General features: G+C 60.4%; 22 protein-coding genes and 1 tRNA gene. 10 read left to right on the top strand and 13 right to left on the bottom strand.

The window, feature by feature from the left end; translation table 11 throughout:
* Position 1: 1 nt before the first annotated feature.
* From EOA22_RS01345 to EOA22_RS01310, 8 genes are all read right to left on the bottom strand, one after another.
* Complete coding sequence (locus EOA22_RS01345; RefSeq protein ID WP_244514259.1) at positions 2-1,738, bottom strand: sulfatase-like hydrolase/transferase; 1,737 nt, start codon at positions 1,736-1,738, stop codon at positions 2-4.
* 174 nt (positions 1,739-1,912) lie between these two features.
* Positions 1,913-2,200 carry a hypothetical protein gene (locus tag EOA22_RS01340; protein ID WP_013527963.1) on the bottom strand — a complete coding sequence of 96 codons (288 nt, stop codon included), beginning with the start codon at positions 2,198-2,200 and terminating at the stop codon, positions 1,913-1,915.
* A 111-nt stretch (positions 2,201-2,311) separates the two neighbouring features.
* Complete coding sequence (locus EOA22_RS01335; RefSeq protein ID WP_063169958.1) at positions 2,312-2,767, bottom strand: periplasmic heavy metal sensor; 456 nt, start codon at positions 2,765-2,767, stop codon at positions 2,312-2,314.
* Positions 2,764-3,216 carry a hypothetical protein gene (locus EOA22_RS01330; protein WP_082826640.1) on the bottom strand — a complete coding sequence of 151 codons (453 nt, stop codon included), beginning with the start codon at positions 3,214-3,216 and terminating at the stop codon, positions 2,764-2,766. The genes EOA22_RS01335 and EOA22_RS01330 overlap by 4 nt, the downstream gene beginning before the upstream one ends.
* A gap of 86 nt (positions 3,217-3,302) precedes the next feature.
* On the bottom strand, positions 3,303-3,845 hold the full coding sequence (locus EOA22_RS01325; RefSeq protein ID WP_024503412.1) for an RNA polymerase sigma factor: 543 nt from the start codon (positions 3,843-3,845) through the stop codon (positions 3,303-3,305).
* 45 nt (positions 3,846-3,890) lie between these two features.
* Complete coding sequence (locus EOA22_RS01320) at positions 3,891-4,379, bottom strand: acid-shock protein (protein ID WP_245265332.1); 489 nt, start codon at positions 4,377-4,379, stop codon at positions 3,891-3,893.
* Positions 4,380-4,473: 94 nt separating this feature from the next.
* Complete coding sequence (locus EOA22_RS01315) at positions 4,474-4,662, bottom strand: DUF2158 domain-containing protein (RefSeq protein ID WP_013527958.1); 189 nt, start codon at positions 4,660-4,662, stop codon at positions 4,474-4,476.
* 446 nt (positions 4,663-5,108) lie between these two features.
* Entirely contained in the window at positions 5,109-5,987 is an 879-nt protein-coding gene (locus EOA22_RS01310) for a LysR substrate-binding domain-containing protein (protein WP_275955642.1), read from the bottom strand.
* A 155-nt stretch (positions 5,988-6,142) separates the two neighbouring features.
* On the opposite strand from EOA22_RS01310, the gene EOA22_RS01300 reads away from it, so the two are divergent.
* The 6 genes from EOA22_RS01300 to EOA22_RS01275 all read left to right on the top strand — a co-directional run bounded on the left by EOA22_RS01300 (position 6,143) and on the right by EOA22_RS01275 (position 13,243).
* Complete coding sequence (locus EOA22_RS01300) at positions 6,143-8,236, top strand: FAD-dependent oxidoreductase (RefSeq protein ID WP_245441299.1); 2,094 nt, start codon at positions 6,143-6,145, stop codon at positions 8,234-8,236.
* Between the two features lie 11 nt (positions 8,237-8,247).
* Complete coding sequence (locus EOA22_RS01295) at positions 8,248-9,237, top strand: ABC transporter substrate-binding protein (protein ID WP_164746276.1); 990 nt, start codon at positions 8,248-8,250, stop codon at positions 9,235-9,237.
* A gap of 85 nt (positions 9,238-9,322) precedes the next feature.
* Positions 9,323-10,210 (top strand): proline/glycine betaine ABC transporter permease, encoded by an 888-nt coding sequence (locus tag EOA22_RS01290; protein WP_063170454.1) that lies wholly within the window; start codon positions 9,323-9,325, stop codon positions 10,208-10,210.
* Positions 10,203-11,345 (top strand): glycine betaine/L-proline ABC transporter ATP-binding protein, encoded by a 1,143-nt coding sequence (locus EOA22_RS01285; RefSeq protein WP_063169963.1) that lies wholly within the window; start codon positions 10,203-10,205, stop codon positions 11,343-11,345. Before EOA22_RS01290 ends, EOA22_RS01285 begins: the two co-directional genes overlap by 8 nt.
* Before the next feature lie 3 nt (positions 11,346-11,348).
* The gene (locus tag EOA22_RS01280) at positions 11,349-12,233 is read left to right on the top strand and encodes an alpha/beta hydrolase (protein WP_348627661.1); all 885 of its coding nucleotides are present in this window, start codon (positions 11,349-11,351) and stop codon (positions 12,231-12,233) included.
* A gap of 29 nt (positions 12,234-12,262) precedes the next feature.
* Positions 12,263-13,243: a GlxA family transcriptional regulator gene (locus EOA22_RS01275; RefSeq protein ID WP_063169965.1), complete on the top strand. Its 981-nt coding sequence runs from the start codon at positions 12,263-12,265 to the stop codon at positions 13,241-13,243.
* Positions 13,244-13,292: 49 nt separating this feature from the next.
* Here EOA22_RS01275 and EOA22_RS01270 read toward each other — a convergent pair.
* A tRNA-Thr gene (locus tag EOA22_RS01270) sits at positions 13,293-13,368 on the bottom strand.
* Positions 13,369-13,698: 330 nt separating this feature from the next.
* On the opposite strand from EOA22_RS01270, the gene EOA22_RS01265 reads away from it, so the two are divergent.
* Positions 13,699-14,838: a hypothetical protein gene (locus EOA22_RS01265; RefSeq protein ID WP_063169966.1), complete on the top strand. Its 1,140-nt coding sequence runs from the start codon at positions 13,699-13,701 to the stop codon at positions 14,836-14,838.
* A gap of 20 nt (positions 14,839-14,858) precedes the next feature.
* Here EOA22_RS01265 and EOA22_RS01260 read toward each other — a convergent pair whose 3' ends face one another.
* Both EOA22_RS01260 and EOA22_RS01255 read right to left on the bottom strand, forming a co-directional pair.
* Entirely contained in the window at positions 14,859-16,460 is a 1,602-nt protein-coding gene (locus EOA22_RS01260; RefSeq protein WP_063169967.1) for a cisplatin damage response ATP-dependent DNA ligase, read from the bottom strand.
* Between the two features lie 4 nt (positions 16,461-16,464).
* Positions 16,465-17,475, bottom strand: a complete 1,011-nt coding sequence (locus EOA22_RS01255; RefSeq protein ID WP_063169968.1) for a ligase-associated DNA damage response exonuclease — start codon at positions 17,473-17,475, stop codon at positions 16,465-16,467.
* 106 nt (positions 17,476-17,581) lie between these two features.
* Here EOA22_RS01255 and EOA22_RS01250 point away from each other — a divergent pair, with 106 nt between their 5' ends.
* From EOA22_RS01250 to EOA22_RS01240, 3 genes are all read left to right on the top strand, one after another.
* Positions 17,582-18,511 (top strand): methyltransferase domain-containing protein, encoded by a 930-nt coding sequence (locus tag EOA22_RS01250; protein WP_063169969.1) that lies wholly within the window; start codon positions 17,582-17,584, stop codon positions 18,509-18,511.
* 286 nt (positions 18,512-18,797) lie between these two features.
* Positions 18,798-19,160 carry a hypothetical protein gene (locus EOA22_RS01245; RefSeq protein WP_063169970.1) on the top strand — a complete coding sequence of 121 codons (363 nt, stop codon included), beginning with the start codon at positions 18,798-18,800 and terminating at the stop codon, positions 19,158-19,160.
* A 63-nt stretch (positions 19,161-19,223) separates the two neighbouring features.
* Complete coding sequence (locus EOA22_RS01240; protein WP_063169971.1) at positions 19,224-19,751, top strand: AAA family ATPase; 528 nt, start codon at positions 19,224-19,226, stop codon at positions 19,749-19,751.
* 13 nt (positions 19,752-19,764) lie between these two features.
* Here EOA22_RS01240 and EOA22_RS01235 read toward each other — a convergent pair whose 3' ends face one another.
* Both EOA22_RS01235 and EOA22_RS01230 read right to left on the bottom strand, forming a co-directional pair.
* Positions 19,765-20,706: a glyoxylate/hydroxypyruvate reductase A gene (locus EOA22_RS01235; RefSeq protein WP_063169972.1), complete on the bottom strand. Its 942-nt coding sequence runs from the start codon at positions 20,704-20,706 to the stop codon at positions 19,765-19,767.
* A 29-nt stretch (positions 20,707-20,735) separates the two neighbouring features.
* On the bottom strand, positions 20,736-21,170 hold a 435-nt coding region (locus EOA22_RS01230; protein WP_127389819.1), incomplete at its 5' end, for an ATP-binding cassette domain-containing protein.

Raw genomic sequence — 21,170 nt, 5'->3', positions numbered from 1 at the left:
TTTAACGGGCATCCACCGATTGGAGCGGCGCCAGCCCATGCAGCGGCACCGCTTCCGGGAACAGATGCAGCAGGCCTGTATCGACGCGCCGGCGCAGATGCGCATCGACCTCCGCACGATCCTGACAACCATGGAACCTGCCGCCGCAATGGTCGCGCAGGCGCACGAGATCGGCCATGACAGGCGACATCGGCAGGCCGGCGGCGTCGAGCAGGCTTGCGCTGAGGAAGCCGATGTCGAGCGGGGCCAGGTCAGGCATCGGATGGCGCAAAGGATGGTTGAAGGTGGTGAGCGTGTAGAAAGTGCGATAGGCAAGCGAGCCAGGGGTCGCCAAGGCGTCGTCCCCGGCGATCGCCTCGACGAACGGCTTGGTCGCCGACGACTGGTGATCGCCGAATTCGAGCACCACGGCGCCGCGTTCACCGGCATCCGCTTGCCTCTTGTCGAGGAAATCCTGGAAATCGCCGCGCGCTACCGCCATCCGGCGCAGATACTCATTGGCTTGGAAATCGCCCGAGAAAGGCTCGCCCTCGACCTTCAGCCCGGGCTCCATCCGCCCCTCATAGGGTGAGTGCGGAAACATGGTCTGGATTTCGAGGAACAGCGGCCGGCCGTCTTCCCTATGGTGCCTGGCGATGAATGCCTCGGCCGCCTGGTAATAAAAGTTGTCGCGCAGGTGATAGAAGGGCGCGGCGATGTCCTTGATGTCGAGCACGGTCTCGAAACCGATCGATTTCAGGAACGGCCCTTCATTGACGAACGAAAAGTCCATCGGCGTCATCACGACAGTCCGATATCCGCAGCGCGCCAGCACCTCCGGCAAGGCTCCGGCGACCTTGTCCTGCAGGGTGATGGTCAGATAGGGGCTTCGCCAGCCGAAATCGGTGGCCGACAGGCCGGTCATCAGCGACAGATTGGTGATCCAGGTGCCGCCGCCAAACGTCTCGACCTGCATCTGGTGCGGCGTGCCGGCCCCCGGTGCGAATCTCTGCAGGAATCCCGCGCCGTTGCCGACCTGCGGAAAATAGCCGGGATCGGACTGGCTTTCGCTGAGCACGAAAAAGACGTCGGGAAGATCAGCCCGGTCGCCGCAATCGACCGTGTCGGCAAAAGGCGGCTGCGGCGCCACGGCTTGCAGCCGCTTTTCGAAGCCCGATTCTACAACGAGGTTGTGCAAATCCAGCAGCGAGACGAAGAAGGCCGACATGTGCCGGCCCTGCATGTAGTAGAAATAGCGGTCCTTCGAGGCCTCGGCCGGAAAGGTCAGCGGCACCAGAACGACGAGCGCCGCCATGACCAGGACGCGTGCCGACACCGGCCAGCCGATTTTCCGATCGATCCGGAACAGAAGCACCGCCGCCCCGATGCCGAGCCCTAGGGCAATGACGACCGGCGCGATCAGATGGAGGTAGGAGCCGAGCAGGAAACGATACACTTCCGGGTCCCTCGACACGAAGACCGTGTCGTAGAAGTGCAGCGAAAATCCTTTCAGCCGGAACTTGATCGCCGAAACCACGGTGACGAAGGCAATGCCCATCCAGGCGAGGTAGACGGAAAAGGCAAGGCGCCCCGAAGCCAGGAACAGAAGTCCGGCAAGGGCAGCCACCAGCGCCAGCGAGAACGGCACCGACAGCCATTCGTGCTCGGCCCGTCCGGCGGCGAAGACGCCTGCAAGGCTGACCACGGCCAGCGTCAGCGGATGGCAGAGCACCCGTCCAAGACCTTGAAGCTGAACCACAGATTTTCCCACGAAGATGCCTGAGCACAGTTTCGGGAAATTCTTCGATTATTTGCGGGCTAAGAACAAATGTATAGTGGATTTAACCTTAACTCGGCTGGTCGGGATTGTCCGGTGCGCGCCAGCGCTCGCGCGGGGCCGCCCCGAAAGGTGCCTGGCCCCGCGGTGCTTTGATCAGTAATGGTGCCAGTGGCGCCAGTGATGATGCGGATGCCAGACGTAGGCCGGACCGTGCCAGTAGTGGTAGCGCGGGCGCACGACGACGACGCCGTTCGGCACGCAGCGGCCCCATCTGTTGGGGTGCCAGCCGATGCCGCAGCCCCAGCGGACATGCTCGACCAGTGCCGGGGTGGCTGGCTTCGCAACGGACACGATGGGCATTGCGCTGGAGGCGGAGGCTGTCGCGACAGTTCCACCGATGGCCAGGATAGCGGTTGCTGCATAGTTTTTCAGGCGACTCATAATTGGACTCCGAGTGCTTTCGACGATGAAGATGGCCGTCCTGTATGGTGCACAGGGCAGGCTTGTCCCTTCGCATCGTTAAACGGCGTCTCCGGTCTTTTCCGTCGGTCGTCATGGCGATTTTTTTGGCGTAACGGTGGCGCGGCGTTCCATATGGCGCAGCAACGCCTGTGCCAGCACGCTCCGGTTTTCAGGCGATGTGCTCGCCGCGAAGTCGACAATGGCCTGTTCAAGCCGGCTGCGCACCGTCACATCGGCATCGCGTGCCCGTTCCAGGGCGGCGGACAAGGCGGCCTTGTCCATGACAGGCTGCTGCAACAGGTCCGCTGCCTCCTGCCTCGCCTGCTGGCCATCGAGAATGATCTGACGGGACTGCACGCGAACCTGGCGCAGCGCCTCGCGGAACGCCTTGCGATCCTGGTCGGGAAGGTGTCGGCCGGCCGATTCCAGCGAGAAGCCCGATTTGGCATTTCTCAGCCAGACCGCGCCACCGACAAATGCGCTGGCCAGAAAGACGTTCAGCACCACGGAAGCAATGACCAGACCACGGACCCAGCGCGTACTCATAGGCTTTCCTCACCGTTCTCGGCATCCGGGCCGGCATCGCCAAACGCCGTCACATTGGCATCCAGCACAGTGTGGTCCGGCTGGACCTCGGGCGTGATGACGGTCACCAAAGCCAGTCCTGCCACGGCGCCGGCCAGGCCAATGCCTGCGAGTCCCAGCCCCAGCCACCAGAACCGCTGCCGCCGGCGTTGGACAAGGTGCCGGCCGGCGACCTGCAGGATACTGCCGTGCAGCGCTTTACCGGGGGCGTCGACGCGGTAGCTGTCGAGCAGCGCGTCAAGTGTCCCGGCCTGCCTCAAGATGGCCTCGCCCGCGTCGCTTGCGGCAAAGACCGTGCCGGCCATTCGCTCGGCCTCGGGCCATCGCCGCAAGTCGCCGCCATAGGCCTGCGCCAAGGCGGCAAAGCGCCTGGCATCCATTGCGGGTTCGTTCCTGGACCCTTCAGCCATGTGTCTCCCCCTTGCCCGTCGGCGCCGAGCGCCAGGCGGCACCAGCAAGGCGCAATGGCCGTGCTGCGTTGCTGCTTGCCCGGCGTTTACTCATCGGCGCCATCCTCCGCCAGGATCGCTTGCAGCGACCGCCGGCCGCGCGCGAGCAGGCTTTCCAGGGCATCGACGCTGATCTGCAGTGTCGCTGCCGCCTCGATATTGGACATCCCCTGATAGTAGACCAGAACGATCGCTTCGCGCTGGCGCGGCGCTATGGCTTGCAGCGCCCGTTCGACCCGATGGGCTTCTTCCTCGGAATGAGCATCGGGAAGCGGCGCAGGATCGGCGACGTCCGGCAGGTCGCCGGTCACCCACTCGCGCCTGCGACGCAGCCGGTCGTAGCAAAGGTTGAGCGTCACCCGGTGGATCCAGCTGTCGAAGCGCGCATTGCCGCGCCGCCAGCTCGCGGCATGGCGCCAGATCCGCACGAAGGTTTCCTGCGCGACATCCTCGGCCTCCGCCGCATCGCCGAGCATGCGCACGGCAAGCGCCAGGATACGCGGCAGCTTGCGCGCGACGAGCGTTTGCACGGCTGCCGGCTCGCCGGCGCCGACACGGCGAACCAGCTCCTCGTCCGGATCCGCAGCCATCAGTCGGCGCACTCCCGATGTTCATCGCGCGTCATTGCCTCTTGGTCATTGCTCTTGCTTGGGAGCGGTTTTGTGGCCCGGCAGTTCGTCGGCTGTCAGAATGCCATCGGCATTCTTGTCCAGCCGGGCGAAGCGCTTGGCGAAAAACGCATCGAGTTCGGCGCGATCGATGAAGCCGTCATGGTTGGAATCGATCCGCGCGAAGGATCTGGCGGCGTCGCCCTTGACGTTGCGCTTCGCCTGAAAGGCCTCCCATTCCAGCAGGCTGATCTTGCCGTCGCCATCCGTGTCGGCCGCCATGATCGCCTTTTCGCGCCGCTTCTGGAATTTGGCCAGCGTGATGTCGGACCTGCTCCCCGACGCGCCTGGCGCGGCAAGTGGCGCGGCGGTCTGCGGTGCAGGCGGGGTCGTTGCCTGGGCAAGAGCCGCAACGGTCTGCAAACTCAAGGCAACGACTAATATCGAACGGCTGATCATGTTGTGCGTCTCCAGCTTGGCGCGACGCAGACGGCTTGTGCCGTCATCGCGCTTCAACCGTTAAACGCCGCGACCCGGAAAATCCGTCGGTCGCGCGTGCTGATCCGTTCGTGCTCGGGTGCGCATCCCGTCGATCGGGATGGAAGGAGCTCTAGTCCGACTGGTCGGCCGCAATCAGTTGTTCGGGCTTGAACCCGGCATGCTGCGGGGTCCACACCTCGCCCTCGCGATTGAACCAGTGGCACAGATACATGCCCGAGGCTGCGCCATCGCTGACCGTCATCCTGGGGCCTCCGGATTTCAGCTTGACCACGTCTCCGGTCTTGAAATTGTTGGGCATTTTTTGACCTCCCATGCTGAGGCCATGAGTTTCACACCAAACCGGGGTCTCGACAATGGCAGATCTGCCAGGCCGGCGCCGCAATCCTTTGCACCAGATGCGAAGGGGTAGACGACGAAAAGGAGGGGGGATGGTGCGCTTGCGGGCAGCCAATTGCCGGCTCAAGCCATTAGAATCAAAATCGTTTTCGATGCCAAGCGGGTCGCAACGAGTTCCCTAGAGATCGTCCCGTAACGTCCTTGCCCGCGCCTTGAGTCGGCATGGGATCGGCCATCCCAGTGAGGGCGCGTCGTCCATGAACTCAACTGGAAAGCTGGCCAGTTACGAATCAGTATAAATCCGCGATGTACAAGAACACTACTGTGTGCGGCCTTCAGCGGGTAACGGCGCTGTTACACACGAAAAAATCCTTGCATGGTTTCCATAAGCGCCCGACGGCGACGGGACTAGATGCGCATTTTGTCGCGTATCCAGTTCCTAAAGATCTTGCTGGCACGATTTGGAGCATTCGCTGGAGCTTCAACAATGTAGTAGCCATTGCCGGTCGTGAAGGCGAGGTCAAAAGGGCGTACGAGACTCCCATTTGACAGCTTCTCCTCAACAAGGCGTGTCCATCCCAACGCCAACCCTTGCCCTTCGAGGGTGGCCCGCAGCAGATTGTCGTAATTTTGAAACCAGATTCCTTGCTGAGGGCGTAAAGAAGTTAGCTTCGCGAATTCAAGCCACTTGTCCCAATTCTCCCATTCGTGAGCCCGCCCATCTAGATGCAGCAGCGTCACGTTTTGAAACTTGCGGAAGTTTTCGGCGCCGACAGAATTTACATATCCTGGGCTGCAAATCGGAAAAAACTCCTCACTAAACACTTTCTCGGACTTCAATTTATTCCAGTCACCGCGACCATATCTAATCGAAATGTCTATCCCGAATTTGCTCATATCCAAGCATTCATCGGTTTCAACCAGTTTTATATTGATCCCGGGATTGCGAATTCGAAAATCAGCCAACCTCGGCATCAGCCAGCAACTTCCAAATGCAACGGTTGTACTAACTGTTACATTTGCCGGAATGTCAGCGACTTTCTCGTTAAACTCCCTTGAGATCAGCCATAAGCTTTCTGAAACTGTATTGTGAAATTGGCGCCCATATTCTGTAAGTGCCACGCCTCGTTGCCCCCGCTCGAACAATTTGGCGCCAAGCCTGGATTCCAGGAGCCTGACCTGCATGCTTACCGCTTCCCTGGTGACATTCAACTCATGAGCCGCAGCGGTAAAATTCATGTGGCTTCCCGCCGCTTCGAACGCGACCAGACTGTGTAGTGGCGGCAATCTCAAAGGCGGACGAGACGTCAATCTGATTTACCTCAGGCGTGATCGATCTTACGCTGACTATCCGAAAAGCACCCCGTAATCATAGTCCCAGCCATAATACGCTGAGGAAGCCAAGAGTGCCATCTCACGATAGCCATCGACAAAAGGACCCGTTGCTCGATTCATTCCAGCTCAGGTCTCTGCAACTTCGAAACAGGATTATGAGCACCGCTCATGCGCCGGCTTATGTAGAGAACGGTTGGCCTACGGAGCGCTACCGGCTCTATCATGAGGAGAAGGCCAAGGGAGGGCTTGCTCTAACGGTGGTGGGGGGATCGACCAACGTTTCGTCGGACAGCCCGTCCGCGTTTGGGCAACTTTATGCCGGCGATGACAGCATCCTGCCTTGGTTTGAACTGCTTACCGGGGGCGTTCATTCCCATGGCGCCGCGATTATGTGTCAGCTGACACATATGGGGAGGCGTACATCCAGCGACGTAGGGGAATGGCTGCCAGTAATAGGACCATCTAACACGCGAGAACGGGCGCACCGAGCCTATCCAAAGAGTATGGAAAGGGCTGATATAGTACGCGTCACCAAGGACTTTGCGGCCGCGGCGGCACGATGCAAAAAGGGCGGTTTTGACGGAATCGAAATCCTGTCGCACTCGCACTTGCTGGGACAATTCCTATCCCCTCTGATCAATTTCAGACAGGACGATTATGGCGGCTCCCTGGAGAACCGGCTTCGACTCACCTTCGACGTCCTGAACGGCGTCCGCGATGCTGTGGGTGACGAGTTCATCATAGGACTGAGGATCACCGGTAACGATTTCCTCAAAGGTGGGCTCAGCCGCGAGGACTGCATCGAGATCGCCCAGCGGCTTGAGCAGTGCGGCCTGGTCGACTTCCTCAACGTGCTTGCGGGAGCGCCATACGACGATCTGGGCTTGGCTCAATGGATGCCTCCTATGGGCACTCCCGCAGCCCGTTTCCTTGGAGTTGCCAAAGACATACGTGAGGCCGTTTCACTACCTATATTCTATGCAGGAGGCATTGCCGATATCGCAACTGCTCGCCATGCCCTGCGCGACGGCATTGTCGATATGGTGGGAATGACCAGGGCTCACATCGCCGATCCCTACCTGGTCTCAAAGCTGCAAACCGGGCAGGAAGATCGTATCCGCACCTGCGTCGGAATGAACTACTGCGCAGACCGGGTTAATCAAGGCAAAGACGCTTTATGCGGCCAGAATGCCGCGACCGGTCGCGAGCGTTTCTTCCCGCATCGCTTTCGCCGCCATGAAATAGCGGGTTTGCGCGCTGTCGTTGTTGGTGGAGGCCCAGGAGGACTGGAGGCGTCCCGTGTTCTCGCCGAGCGGGGTTACAGGGTGACCCTGTTCGAAGCGTCCAACCAGCTGGGTGGACAGATTAACATGGCGGCCGGAGGTTCCACCAGGCGCCAGATGCGCGGGATCATCGATTGGCTGGTCAATGAACTCGAGCATCTCGGCGTTGATGTTCGCTACAACATGCTGGCGGAAGCCGAGGACATCCTGCGTGAGAAACCTGTGTTGGTGGTGATCGCGACAGGCGCACTGCCGCGCTCGCTGAACATTGGCGGCGCGCATCTTGCCCGGCCGATTTGGGACGTGTTCACCGGACAGCCTCCTGTTGGAGAGGTCATCATTTTCGACGATCGAGGCGACCATCACTCGCTGGTGGCGGCGGAGGTAGCAACCCAATCCGGTGCTTGCGTCACTCTCTTAACGCCGGATCGCACACCTCTTCATAATCTCGGGCCGACGAACTACGGCGTCGGCATGCGCAACCTGTATCAGCGCGGGGTGAACTTCCTCACCGACCGTGAGATCGTTGCCTTGAGCCCTGACGGCAACCGTTTGACCGTCACCGTGCGAAACGTCCTCACCGACCTGGAAGAAAAATTCCAGGCCGATCATGTCTTCTATGAAGTCGGGACGGAAGAAAACGCTGAATTGTACTTCGATCTTCAAAGTCATTCAGTCAACAACGGCCAAATAGAAGTAGCATCTCTATTGGACGGCAAAGCCGAGTACCGAACGGTGAACCCGGCCGGTGATTTCGTGTTGTTCCGGATTGGTGACGCGGTCTCTTCGAGGAACATCCATGCTGCGCTCTTTGATGCGTTGCGTGTCTGTTCCGTCATCACGGTCGCCGGACAGACCGGCTCCGATCAAGCGCGCTACTCAGTAACACATAGGCAAATGAAAGGGGAAACGACGTGAAAAATCTCCCACTGGCGGCGGCATGCCTGACAATTCTTGTACTGGAGTCACTCCCTGCGAATGCTGCATCAAGCTGCGGTGAGCTGACAATCTCCAGCATGAATTGGCAGAGCGCTGAAGTGCTGGCAAGCCTGGACAAGTTCATTCTTAAAGCTGGGTTCGGATGTGATGCGGAAATTCTCGAAGGGGACACCGTGCCGACGGTCACCTCCATGATCGAAAAGGGAAAGCCCGATGTTGCTCCCGAGATCTGGGTCGATCTGCTGCCAGATGTTGTCGCTACCGGCATCAAGCTAGGCAAGCTTGTTGAAACTGGCGCGGCCCTCAAAGATGGTGGCGTCAACGGGTGGTGGATTCCAAAGTATGTGTCCGAAGCACATCCGGATATCAAAACCATTGCGGATGCGCTCAAACATCCGGAGCTCTTTCCAGCACCTGAAGATTCATCGAAAGGGGCGGTCTTCAATGGGCCTCAGGGCTGGGGCGCGACGGTTGTTACAACGCAGCTCTTCAAAGCCTACGGCGCTGAAAAAGCCGGCTTCACCTTGATCGACACCGGATCGGCAGCCGGCTTGGATGGATCGATAGCAAAGTCATATGAGCGCCACCAAGGCTGGCTCGGATTCTATTGGGCTCCGACGTCGATTCTGGGAAAGTATGAAATGGTGAAGCTCGACTTCGGGGTTCCTTACAATCAGGCTGAATGGAAGCGTTGCAATACAGTGGCGGATTGTGCCGATCCAAAGCCAAACGTTTGGCCGCAAGATCGAGTAAAGACGATCGTCACGAAAGGCTTTTCGGATCGTACTGATCCCGCAGTGATGGAGTACCTGCAAACCCGGTCGTGGTCCAACGATACGGTGAACGGTCTCTTGACCTGGATGACCGACAACCAGGCCACTGGTGACGATGCGGCAAGGTATTTCCTCAAGACACGCGAGGATATCTGGGCCAAGTGGGTCCCGGTCGGCGTCGCCGGAAAAATCAAAGCGGCACTTTAATCAACGTGTCGCGGTGGTGGCCTTTAGAGCGGCCATCATTGCGACCGCCATTGCCCTCACTGGGCTGACCGACCGAGAATTCCTCATGGATTGGCTGACAAATTTTCCCCATCTCAATGACGAGGCCTTGCGGCTTGTCAAAAAGGGGCTGGATGACGCTTTTCGAACCTTCACCCGAACATACGGCGATTCAATTGAGGGCGTTTTCGCGCCGTTGCAGTACCTTCTGATCAAGTGCGAGCACTTTCTAACCGACACGCCCTGGCCGCTGATCATTTCGCTGGCGGCTGGGCTGGCATGGCTTGCATCCCGAAACTTGACAACCGTGGCTGGAACCGTCGTCACCCTCGTTGCAATCGGGTTCCTGAGCATGTGGGACGATACGATGAAGACGGTGTCCATGATCCTTGTCTCGACGATCATAGCCATCGTGCTCGGTGCGCCGGTTGGAATTGCGATGTCGAGATCGGAGCGCATCCAGAGGGTCATCAATCCGGTACTCGATGTCATGCAAACCATGCCAAGCTTCGTTTATCTGATCCCGGTGGTGATGCTGCTGGGAATCGGCAAGGTTCCTGGTGTGATAGCCGTCGTAATCTATGCGATCCCTCCCATGATCAGGCTGACAAATCTGGGCATCCGCCTCGTGGACAAGGATGTATTAGAGGCGGCCGATGCCTTCGGTTCGTCCAATTGGCAAAAGCTGCGAGACGTCCAGATTCCCCTGGCGCTGCCGACCATCATGGCTGGCGTCAATCAGACCATCATGATGGCACTAGCCATGGTCGTCATTGCCTCGATGATCGGGGTGCAGGGTTTGGGTCAACCGGTCCTCAAAGCGATCAACAATCAGTATTTCACGCTGGGTTTGTTCAATGGACTAGCCATTGTTGGTATCGCCATCATTTTTGACCGTATCAGCCAAGCTTATGGCAAGCGGCTGCAGCGACACCTGGAGTTGATGCATGCCTGATCGTGAAGAAAAACAAGTCGGAATCGTTATCTCACATCTGTTCAAGATCTTCGGAGCCAATGCCAACAACCACCTGAATGCATTGGCGAGAGGGATGACGAAAGATGAGTTGAACGAACGCCACGGGCTTGTCCTTGGACTGAACGACGTTAGCATCAATATGGCTGCTGGTCAGGTCCACGTCATAATGGGCCTTTCGGGATCCGGGAAATCCACCTTGATACGGCACATCAACCGGCTGGTTGAGCCGACGGCTGGCCAGATCATCGTTGGCGGCCAGGACGTTCTCAAATTGGATGAGCATGCTTTGCGGGCCTTTCGTCGCAACACCACGGCGATGGTGTTTCAAAAATTTGCTTTGCTTCCGCATCGCAACGTTCTGGAGAACACCCTGTACGGCCTGGAGATCCAAGGCGGCGATCGCTATAGGCATCGTGAAAAGGCGATGCGCTGGATTTCACGCGTTGGGTTGAACGGATTTGAAGACCGGTATCCGAACCAGCTTTCGGGCGGCATGCAGCAACGTGTCGGGTTGGCTCGGGCTTTGGCAAGCGACTCGCCAATCCTGCTGATGGACGAGGCGTTTTCTGCCCTCGATCCCCTCATTCGGTCAGACATGCAGGAGATGCTGCGGAATATTCAGCAGGAGGTGAAAAAAACGATCGTGTTCATCACGCACGATCTTGATGAGGCGTTGAGACTGGGAGACCAGATTGCCATCCTTCGCAACGGCGAGGTGGTTCAACAAGGTTCGAGCCAGGACATCGTTCTTCGGCCGGCAGATGACTACGTGGCCTCGTTTGTAAAGGACGTCAACAGAGGACGTATAATACGAGTTGACGCGATTATGACGCCGTCAAATCCGGCGAGCGCTTTGCCGAAATCTCTTCTCTCAGCTGACACCACCCTGAATGCGGCTGCAAAGCTGATGTGCCAGCATGGCGGGCACGAGAGCGTCGTCGTCGACGGACACGGCAAACCGTTGGGTCGAGTGACAAAGGACCAGATCATGGCGGCCATGATTGGATACGGCGGACTGTGGGGTAGCGAAAACGGTGGGGGCACCATTTCATTTCGACCGGTGTTGTACTCTGCCAATCAGCCGGCGAATCCAGGGAACCGCGCAGAACGATAGGCTATGTCGCTCGGGATCGTTCCGCCTTGGCACGATTTCCGCAATCATCATCATAGAGGTTATCAAGAGGCACCGATGCTGAAGCTAGATCAGTCGTTTCGTTTTGAAGGCCAGGACGTTGCGTGGGGCCGGATCGGGGAGGGCGCTCCCTTGGTGATGCTTCATGGAACGCCGTTTTCGTCACAAGTATGGCGCCGCATAGCGCCTCTCATAGCTTCACGCCGGACGGTCTATTTCTTCGATCTCCTCGGATATGGTCAATCCGCAAAGGCGGATGGTCAGGATGTGTCGCTAGGCGTGCAGAACAAACTTTTTGCCTCACTGTTGAAGGAGTGGGGCGTGAAGGAGCCTGACGTCCTTTGTCATGATTTTGGCGGCTCGACTGCACTTCGCACCCACTATCTTAACGATGTGCGGTATCGTAGCCTGTTGTTGGTCGACCCTGTGGCGGTCGCCCCTTGGGGCTCCGCCTTGGTGCAGCATGCGCGAAAGCATGAAGCCGCGTTTGCCGGCGCCCCCGATTACATTCACGAATCGATCTTGCGAGCGTACCTGCAAGGCGCGGCGTTCCAGACCCTTCGCAGCGAAGCTCTGGACCTCTATATGCAGCCTTGGCTTGGGCCCGTAGGCAAGCCGGCCTTCTATCGACAGATCGCCCAAATGGATCAAAAATTCACCGACGAAGTCGAAAAGCTTTATAGGCCGATGAATTTTCCCGTTCGAATTCTATGGGGTCGTGAAGACGAGTGGATCCCAATCGCGCAAGGACAGAAATTGTCCGAGAAGCTCACCAACGGGGTGATGACGGCCGTGCCTCAAGCAGGTCATCTCGTCCAGGAAGATGCGCCTGAAATGATCGTCGCGGCACTTTTCGATACGCTGCAGTAGTTCTCCGACCTAACCGGTGATGACGAGAGATGGCCAGAAAGTTTGCGTTTCTGCTGACGCGCCATTTTACGCTTTCGCCGTTTGCGCTTTTCGTCGACACGCTGCGGCTTGCGGGCGACGAGGATGATCGGAGTCGAAGAGTAGAGTTCGACTGGCAAGTGGTTGGCGAGCGTGGTTTGCCTATCCGCGCAAGTTGCGGCATCGAAGTGATGCCGACGAGAGAACTCCAGCACCCGGAGGAATACGACGATATCGTTGTCGTTGGCGGGCTTCTGAACACGGGCGATACTCTTGGAAGCCAGAAGGAAGCCTTCCTGCTAAAGGCCGCATCGCGCGGAGTTCGATTGACGGCGCTCTGCACAGCCAGTTTCGTACTCGCTCGATATGGATTGCTGGACGGCTACAACGTGTCCGTGAGCTGGCTCCACGTCAAAGATTTCCGTACCATGTTCCCGCAAGTCTTGGCACATGCGGATAGCCTGTTCTCCGTCGACAGAAGCCGCGCAACCTGCGCTGGCGGTGTCGGAGCGGCCGACCTGGCTGGTCATTTTGTGGCAGAGTCCATTGGTAAGAAAGCTAGCGAGAAAGCTGCCAAGATCCTTATTCTTGATCGGGTCAGGACGACCCGCGACGTCCAGCCCGTGGGAGATCTTTTCCCAAACGCCGAAAGTAGACAACTGAGGCGTGCCCTCCTTCTCATGGAGAGCAACGTCCAAGAAACGTTGGCTGTCAGCGACATTGCAAGATCGCTCAGCGTTTCGAGACGACAGCTTGAACGGTTGTTTTTTGCTGAAATCGGTAGGAGCCCACTGTCGGCATATCTCGCGATACGCGTGCACTACGCAAAGACGCTCCTCGAGGTTAGCGACCTAAACATGGGCGAGATTGGATTCCGCTGTGGCTTCAGCAATGCGGGACACTTCAGCCGCGCCTTCAAGCGCCAAACTGGCCTTACTCCCACCGACTTCAAGCAGTCCCGAGGCACGTCAGCCGTCCCATCTAGGTCGTGAGATGTTGGGGTTGCGGCCCCAAACGAATGGACGGCTGTGAACAAGTAAATGGTGCCGCTTGCGTGACTCGAACACGCGACCCCCGCATTACGAATGCGGTGCTCTACCAACTGAGCTAAAGCGGCCCGGGAAGCCAACGCCTCCAAGATGCGGCGGTGATAGACGCAACCGGGCGCGAATTCAAGATGCGACTTGGCAATTCCTGCGGCGGCGTCATGGCACCCTCGAAAGCCGGCCGCCGCCTTGTCCGCCAATCAATCGCCAAGGGATGCGGCGCACGGTACGTGCGCTCTCCGCGCGTGAAAATCGGTGAAACATGCTGATTTTGTTGCCGGAACAGCGCCGGAATGGACTTTGCATACCTCTGCGAGGCAGAATGCGCCGCTCGCCCGTTGATTGATTGGTCGCCTGCGGCTAACGATCACGGCAAGGTAGGCAAAGACAGAGGGACCCGCTTGGACGCGATCGAAAAAGCGATCCGGAACGCCTTGGAGAAAGGCAATGCCGAGGACCGCGCGTTCCGCGAGAGGGTCTATCGCTCGGCTTTTGCCGCGCTTGATCGCGCGCTCCAGGCCAATCCCGGTGTGACCGTTGAGGTCGCCATCAAGCGCCGCAAGGCAATCCAGGCGAAAATCACCGAAATCGAATCCGAGTTCCTGCCGGCGGTGCCGGATGTCGGCCCGCAGGGCGATGCACCGGCGGTCGAACTCGGAGCGGACTCGGCGCCCGCGGTCGAAACCGGCCGACAGGCATCGTCCCCCGATGTCGTCGTCGACGGCCCCGTGCAATCCGCTGCCGATGCGCCGCGCTCGCGCGTCCTGCCCGTCGTTCCCGACATCATGCCGGACGCCACGCTTCCCGATGCTCCGGCCATCGACATGTCGGTTCCGGCCTCGGCCGGCGCGACCACGGAAGTGGCGCCCGACCGCGATGAACGACGCATAAGAGGGCGTCGCCTGCCGCTGACCGCCATCTTCCTGACCGTGACACTGCTGGCAGCAGTTGGCATCGGCCTGTTCTTCGCCGTGCAGACCGGCGTCTTCAAGACGTCGGCGCAGCTCGATACCGCCCCGCCTGAAGCGCCGCCGACCGTCGAGGACGACGATTTCACACCGGCCGACGGCGGTCCGGCAAAGCCCGGCGCCGCCGACCAGTCGCGCGACTGGATCAATGTGTTTTCGCCGGCCGATGCATCGCATGTCAGCGCGCCGTCGGACGCCAGGGCCGAGGTGATGAAGGACGATACCGGTTCGTTCCTGCGCATCCGTTCCGGCGCGTCCGGTTCGGCGATCAGCTTCGACGTCGGACAAGGCGTGCTGGAGAAACTGGCCGGCAAACATGCCGTGTTCGACATCATTGCCCGTTCCGAGGAAGGCAAGGAGACGCAGATTTCCGTCGACTGCAATTTCGGCGAACTCGGCGACTGCGGCCGCAAGCGCTACGCAGTCGGCCAGCAGCAGAACGAATATCTGTTCGACGTGCAGTTTCCCGACAAGCATCCGGGCTCGGCCGGCACCATTGCCATCAATTCCGACTTCGACAAGCAGGGCAAGGCCGCCGACATCTACGAAATCCGCGTTTCGATCGAGCCATAGCGAACCCTGCACGCGCGAAATTAGCGGTCGAGCAGCGCCTGCAGCGTTTCGATGCGGTCGGCCTCGTTGGCCGGCTTGTCCCAGCGCAATCGCGAAATGCGGGGAAAGCGCATGGCGACGCCGGATTTGTGCCGGGTCGAGCGGTTCAGTCCTTCGAAGGCGACTTCCAGCACCAGGCCATTGTCGCGGTCGGCGCGCACCGAGCGCACCGGGCCGAAACGCTCGACCGTGTTGTCGCGGACATATTTGTCGATCTGCTTCAGCTCCTCGTCGGTGAAGCCGAAATAGGCCTTGCCGACCGGCACCAGCTCCTCCTCGCCTTCGGCACCGGACCAGACACCGAACGTATAGTCGGAGTAGAAGCTCGAGCGCTTGCCGTGGCCGCGCTGCGCATACATCAGCACCGCGTCCACTGTGTGCGGATCGCGTTTCCACTTGAACCACGGACCTTTCGGCCGGCCGGCGACATAGGCTGAGTCCCAGCGCTTCAGCATGACGCCTTCGATGATCGGATGCGGCGGCGCCCGGCGCAGTTCCTCCAGCGTTTGCCAGTCCGTGAAGTCGACGAATGGCGACAGATCGAAACGGCTCGGGTCGAGTGTCGCGACAAAGCTTTCCAGCCGGCCGCGCCGTTCGCGAAACGGCAGCGCGCGCAAATCCTCGCCGCCGACCTGGAGCAGATCGTAGCAGCGCATGAAGGCCGGGTATTGCTGCTGCATCTTCGGTGCCACCGTCTTGCGATTCAGCCGTTGCTGCAGATCGGAGAAGGTTCCCGTCGCCTCCCGGGGATCGCCGACAAGCAGTTCGCCGTCCAGCGTTGCGGAAAAATGCATGGCCTCGGCGAGGTCCGGAAAGGCGCCCGAAACGTCATCGCCGGTGCGCGAATAGAGCCGGCGGATGCCGCCCTCCGCCACCGCCTGGACACGGATGCCGTCCCATTTCCATTCGGCGGCATAATCCGCCGGATCGAGCTTTTCGAGATCGCCGTCGCCGACCGGGTTCGACAGCATCACCGGGCGAAACAATGCCAACGCCGTGTTCCTGGGCTTTTCGGCCTTGCCTTCCAGCCAGGCGAACAACGCTGTGTAAGGCGGTGACAGCCCGTGCCAGAGCTCCTCGATCTCCGCGACCTCGACCTTGCCGAAATCCGCCAGCGCCTGTTTGGCCAGACGCGCCGACACGCCGATGCGCAGGCCGCCGGTGACCAGCTTGATGATGGCAAAGCGTGCCGAGATGCCGGCGCTGTCGAGCAGCCCTGCCAGCACCTTCGGTCCGTCGGAGCGGCTTGCCGCCTGCAGCTTGGCGACGACCTCGCCAAGCGTCGGCTCGCGGTTCGGGGTGTTTCCGGGCGTTTGCGGCCAGACCAGCGACACCGTTTCGGCGAGATCGCCGACATAGTCGTAGGAATAGCCGAACAGCACCGGATCCATGCGCTCGGTGACGAGCATGCGCAGCATCGCCGGCTTGACCGCGGCGATGTGGAGATCGCCAGTGATGGCAGCCAGCGCCAGGCCGCGATCGGGATCCTCGACGCTGCGGAAATAGTCGGTCAGCAAGGTCAGCTTGCCATTGCGCGACGGCGTCAGCACCAGGCGGTCGAGAAGTTCGGCGAAGCGGTTCATGGCTTCAATCGCCCTCGTCCTCGTAGCCCACCAGGTGCAGTGGCTTTGCCGCGATGCCTTCGAGTTCGCACCAGCGGACCAGCGCCTCCTCGCGGCCATGCGTCACCCAGACCTCTTCGGCTCCGGTCTCCTTGATGGTGGCGGTCAGCTCATCCCAGTCGGCATGGTCCGAGATGATCAGCGGCAGTTCGATGCCGCCCTGCTTGGCGCGCTGGCGGATGCGCATCCAGCCTGACGCAAAGCACGAGATCGGATCGGGAAACCGCCGCGCCCAGCGATCCGCGAAGGCCGAAGGCGGGCCGACGACGATGGCGCCGGCAAAATCATCCTTGCCGCCGCTTTCGACGGTCGCCGGTTCGAGGGTGCCGAGATCGATGCCTTGGCTCTGGTAGTACTCACTGAGTTTGGCCAGCGCGCCATGGATGTAGAGTGGCCTGTCGTAGCCGGCGTCGCGCAACAGCCGCATCACCCGTTGCGCCTTGCCCAGCGCATAGGCGCCGACCAGATGCGAGCGTTCAGGGAACTGCGCGGCCGATTTCAGCAGGCGGGCGATTTCTTCGGTGTCCGGGGGATGGCGAAACACCGGCAGGCCGAACGTCGCTTCGGTGATGAACACATCGCACGGGATCGGCTCGAATGGCGCGCAGGTCGCGTCCCTCTGCCGCTTGTAGTCGCCGGAAGCGACGATGCGCGTGCCCTGATGCTCGACCGCTATCTGCGCCGAGCCCAGCACATGGCCGGCCGGATGGAAGCTGACGCTGACGCCATCGAGGGCAATCGTCTCACCCAGTTGTGCCGCTTGCGTCGTGCCAGCGAAACCCTCGCCGTAGCGCAGCCCCATAATGTCGAGCGTCTGCTGCGTCGCCAGCACCGAGCGGTGGCCGGAACGCGCGTGGTCGGAATGGCCATGCGTGATCAGTGCCCTGTTGACCGGCCGAACCGGGTCGATGAAGAAATCGCCCGGCGGGCAATAGAGGCCCTCGGGCCGGGGATGAAGCAGAACACTGGTGCGCATGGTCTCCAAGATAGGATATAATTCCGCGGCGGGAAGCCTGTTGTAAGTCACTGCTGACTCCCGCATAGAGCACCGCCGGCTCGATCCGCCGGCAGGACCCGCCGCCATGAAACCGCTTCAGGCCTCGTCAGGCGACTTGAACGCCGATCGCCGCGCCGACTATGCCGAGATGCTGCACGCGGATGGCGATCATGCGGCGGCGGCGGAATTGCTGCTCGGTGCGCTGGAAATAACGCCGCAATGGGCGATGGGCTGGTTTCGTCTCGGCGAGATGCAGCAGGCGGCGGGCGCGGCGGATCTGGCCGCACAGGCGTGGACGATGTCGTTGCAACTCGATCCATCGGATCGTCAAGGCGCTGCACTGAACCTGCAATTGATCGGCAAGGCGCCGGCGGTCGATGCGCTCCCCAGCGCCTTCGTCGAGACCTTGTTCGACCATTATGCCGAGAGCTTCGACGAGTCCCTGGTCGGCAGGCTGGGTTACCGCCTGCCTGGGATGCTCGACCAGGCCATTCGAGCGGCAAGGCCGGGCCGCTTCGCGCTGGCGCTCGATCTCGGCTGCGGCACAGGCCTGATGGGGCAGAGGCTGCGGCCGATCGCCGACCGGCTGGAGGGGTATGACATTTCGGCCAAAATGCTGAGAAAGGCGCGGGCCAAGGGCGTCTACGATTTCCTCGATAAGGCTGATCTGCGGGATTTTCCCTATGCCGGTCCGAAAGCCGATCTGGTGACGGTGGCCGATGTTTTCATCTATGTCGGTGCGCTGGGCGGCGTGGTGAAGACGATTGCCGGCTTGCTGGCCACGGATGGCCTGTTCGCGTTTTCCGTCGAGACGCTGGCTGGCGATGGCGATTTCGCGCTGCTGCCGTCACGCCGCTATGCGCATGCGCAACGCTATGTGCTCGACGTGCTGGCCGCCAACGGGCTTTCGGTCCTGTCACTGGAACCAACCGCGATCCGGCAGGATCGCGGGGAACACGTCAACGGGTTGGTCGTTGTGGCCAGGGCTCCGAACTCAGCTGAACAAAAGACCTGACGACAGCCGGTCGGCGGTGTCGGCAGCTTTTCGTCGGGTGCGATAGGAATTTTTTCTTGACGCCCTGCCCTCAGCTATGGTACATTTTCGCTCATGGTGCTGATTTGCGCCAGTGACCCGCCGCACAGGCGGGTTTTTCGTTTGATGCTCCGTCAGCCACGCGCCTGCGGAGGGGCAGCCTCGCCGCCTCGCAAATATTCCTGCTGTGAAAAAGTCCGATTTGCATGCGCGACTGATATTTGCGATCTGCTCGCGTCAGGGCGGGATATCAGGAGGAGCATAGCCGATGCGCTGGAACATGATGATCTTGGCCTCTTGCCTGCTGACCGCCGGCTGTGTCGGCGGCACGTCGATGTCGGAACAGCAGGATGCGAACGTCCAGTCCTCCCTGCAATACGACACCGTGCCGTGCGACCAGTTGCTGGCGCAGCGCAACGGGTTGGCGCAGCAATACAACCTGCCGATCAAGGCCAAGCCGACCTTCTCCAATCCGGCGATGGGCTTCGGCCCGTTCACGCCGGACATGCGCTCCAAGGCCAAGCGCGATACCGACAAGGCGAGCGGTGAGATCGATGCCATGAACCGGTCGATCGACCGACGCGACTGCGGCCAGCCGGAGAAGCAGAAGAAGATCGCTCTGCCTGGCTAGAGGTCGGAGGCGGCTACGGGTCGAGAATCGCAGGCAACAAACCACCTTGCAGGGCACGATCGGATGCATCTCTCGGAGCTCGGGGACCGCATATGTATCTTGGGGCCGTCCAACAGTGGCAAGTCGACCCTCGCCGACGCGATTGCCCGCAAGCGTGATCTGGCGACTGTTCACCTCGATCAGCTCTTCCATCTCCCGAACACGGATTGGGAAGCGCGCCCAAGGGACGAATTCATTGCCTTGCACGACGCCGCAATCGCCGGAGAGCGTTGGGTGATGGATGGGAATTATTCGGTAGGTATGCCGCAACGTTTTCGGCGGGCGACGGGATTGATCCTGTTGGACATTTCCACACCCGCAAGTTTGTTGCGCTATTTTCGCCGGACGTTGTTGGAGCGGGAGAGGCGCGGTGCCTTGGAGGGCGGGCGCGACAGCGTCAAATGGGATATGATCCGCCATATCACTGTCGCCACGCCGAAAAATCGCAAACGCTACCTGGCTATGTTCGAGCAGATTGATCTGCCAAAGGTGCAGTTATCGTCACTGCGGGCAATCAAGAAGTGCTTCCGGGAGTGGGACCTGGCCCGATGAGGCCTTGTCCTGGCTAATACCCTGCATCGCGGTCCACCAGATTGTCGAGCTTTTCGCCGCGTTCGAAGGCGTCCATCTGGCGCAGCATGATCGGCGCCAGATGCACCGGATCGGAGGTCGCCGCCGCGTGTGGCGTCACGAACACTTTCGGATGCCCCCACAGCGGACTGGTCTTCGGCAGCGGTTCGACCTCGAACACGTCGAGGCTTGCCTCCTTCAACGTGCCGTCATCCAGCGCCCGCAAAATGTCGGCATCCTTCTGCAGGCGGCCACGCCCGGCATTGATCAGCACCGAGCCGCCGAGGCCGTTGCGTTTCCGCAGCTCCTTCAGCACGCCGTAGTTGATGATGCCCTTGGTCTCCGGCGTCAGCGGCAGAAGCACCACCAGGATGTCGGTTGCCTTGAGGAAGGGGATCAATCCAGCTTCGCCGGAATAGGTCGCGACGCCTTGCATGGCCTTGTCGGTGCGCGACCAGCCATTGACGGCAAAGCCGAGCGAGAGCAGCACCGAGGCCGCGGCGCGGCCGAGACTGCCGAGGCCCATGATGCCGACCGAAATGTCACCGGCAGGCCTCTGCTGCGGCTCATGCCAGATCTTCTTCGACTGCTGCGACCGGTAGAGCAGGCCCTGGCGGTGATGGTCGAGCACCCGCCAGACGACATATTCCGTCATGTACTGGGTGAGGTTGTCGGCAACGATTTTGACGATCGGCACGTCGGGCAGGCCGGGATCGGCGAAGATATGGTCGACGCCGGCGCCGATCGAGAAGATGGCGCGCAGATTGGGCAGCGACGCCAGGATGTTCGGCTTCTGCTTCCATACAACGGCATAGGTGATCGAGGGGTCGCTGGCGCCGTCCGGCTCCAGCACCACCTCGCGTTCGGCCGACAGCAGGTCGCGCCAGCGCTGCGGATGAAAGCCGGTGACGGCAAGCAGGATGCGGCCTTTTTCCATTGCGGTCCTTTAGTCCCTCTTTACGCAAATCACTCGCTGACGATGCCGACCGGTGCCGTCTCGATCTTGAAGGCGGCCGAGATCAGCGCCCGAGTATAGTCGGTTTGCGGATTTTCAAAAATCTGCTGGGAAGGGCCGGCTTCGACGATCCTGCCATTGCGCATGACGATGACGTCGTTGGCGAGCGCCCGGATGACTTTCAAATCATGGCTGATGAAGAGATAGGCGAGATCGTGCTTGGCCTGCAGGCTGCGCAGCAGGTCGACGACCTGCGCCTGCACGCTCATGTCGAGTGCCGATGTCGGCTCGTCCAGCATGACGAAGCGCGGGTTGAGCACCATGGCGCGTGCGATGGCAACGCGCTGGCGCTGGCCGCCGGAAAACTCGTGCGGGTAGCGGTTGCGGGTCGCCGGATCGAGCCCAACCTCCTTCAGCACGGCGGCCACCGTGTCGTCGCGCTCGTC

This window comes from Mesorhizobium sp. M7A.F.Ca.US.014.04.1.1, assembly GCF_003998745.1.
Lineage (GTDB): Bacteria > Pseudomonadota > Alphaproteobacteria > Rhizobiales > Rhizobiaceae > Mesorhizobium > Mesorhizobium ciceri.
This window is presented reverse-complemented; position numbering and strand designations above follow the sequence as displayed.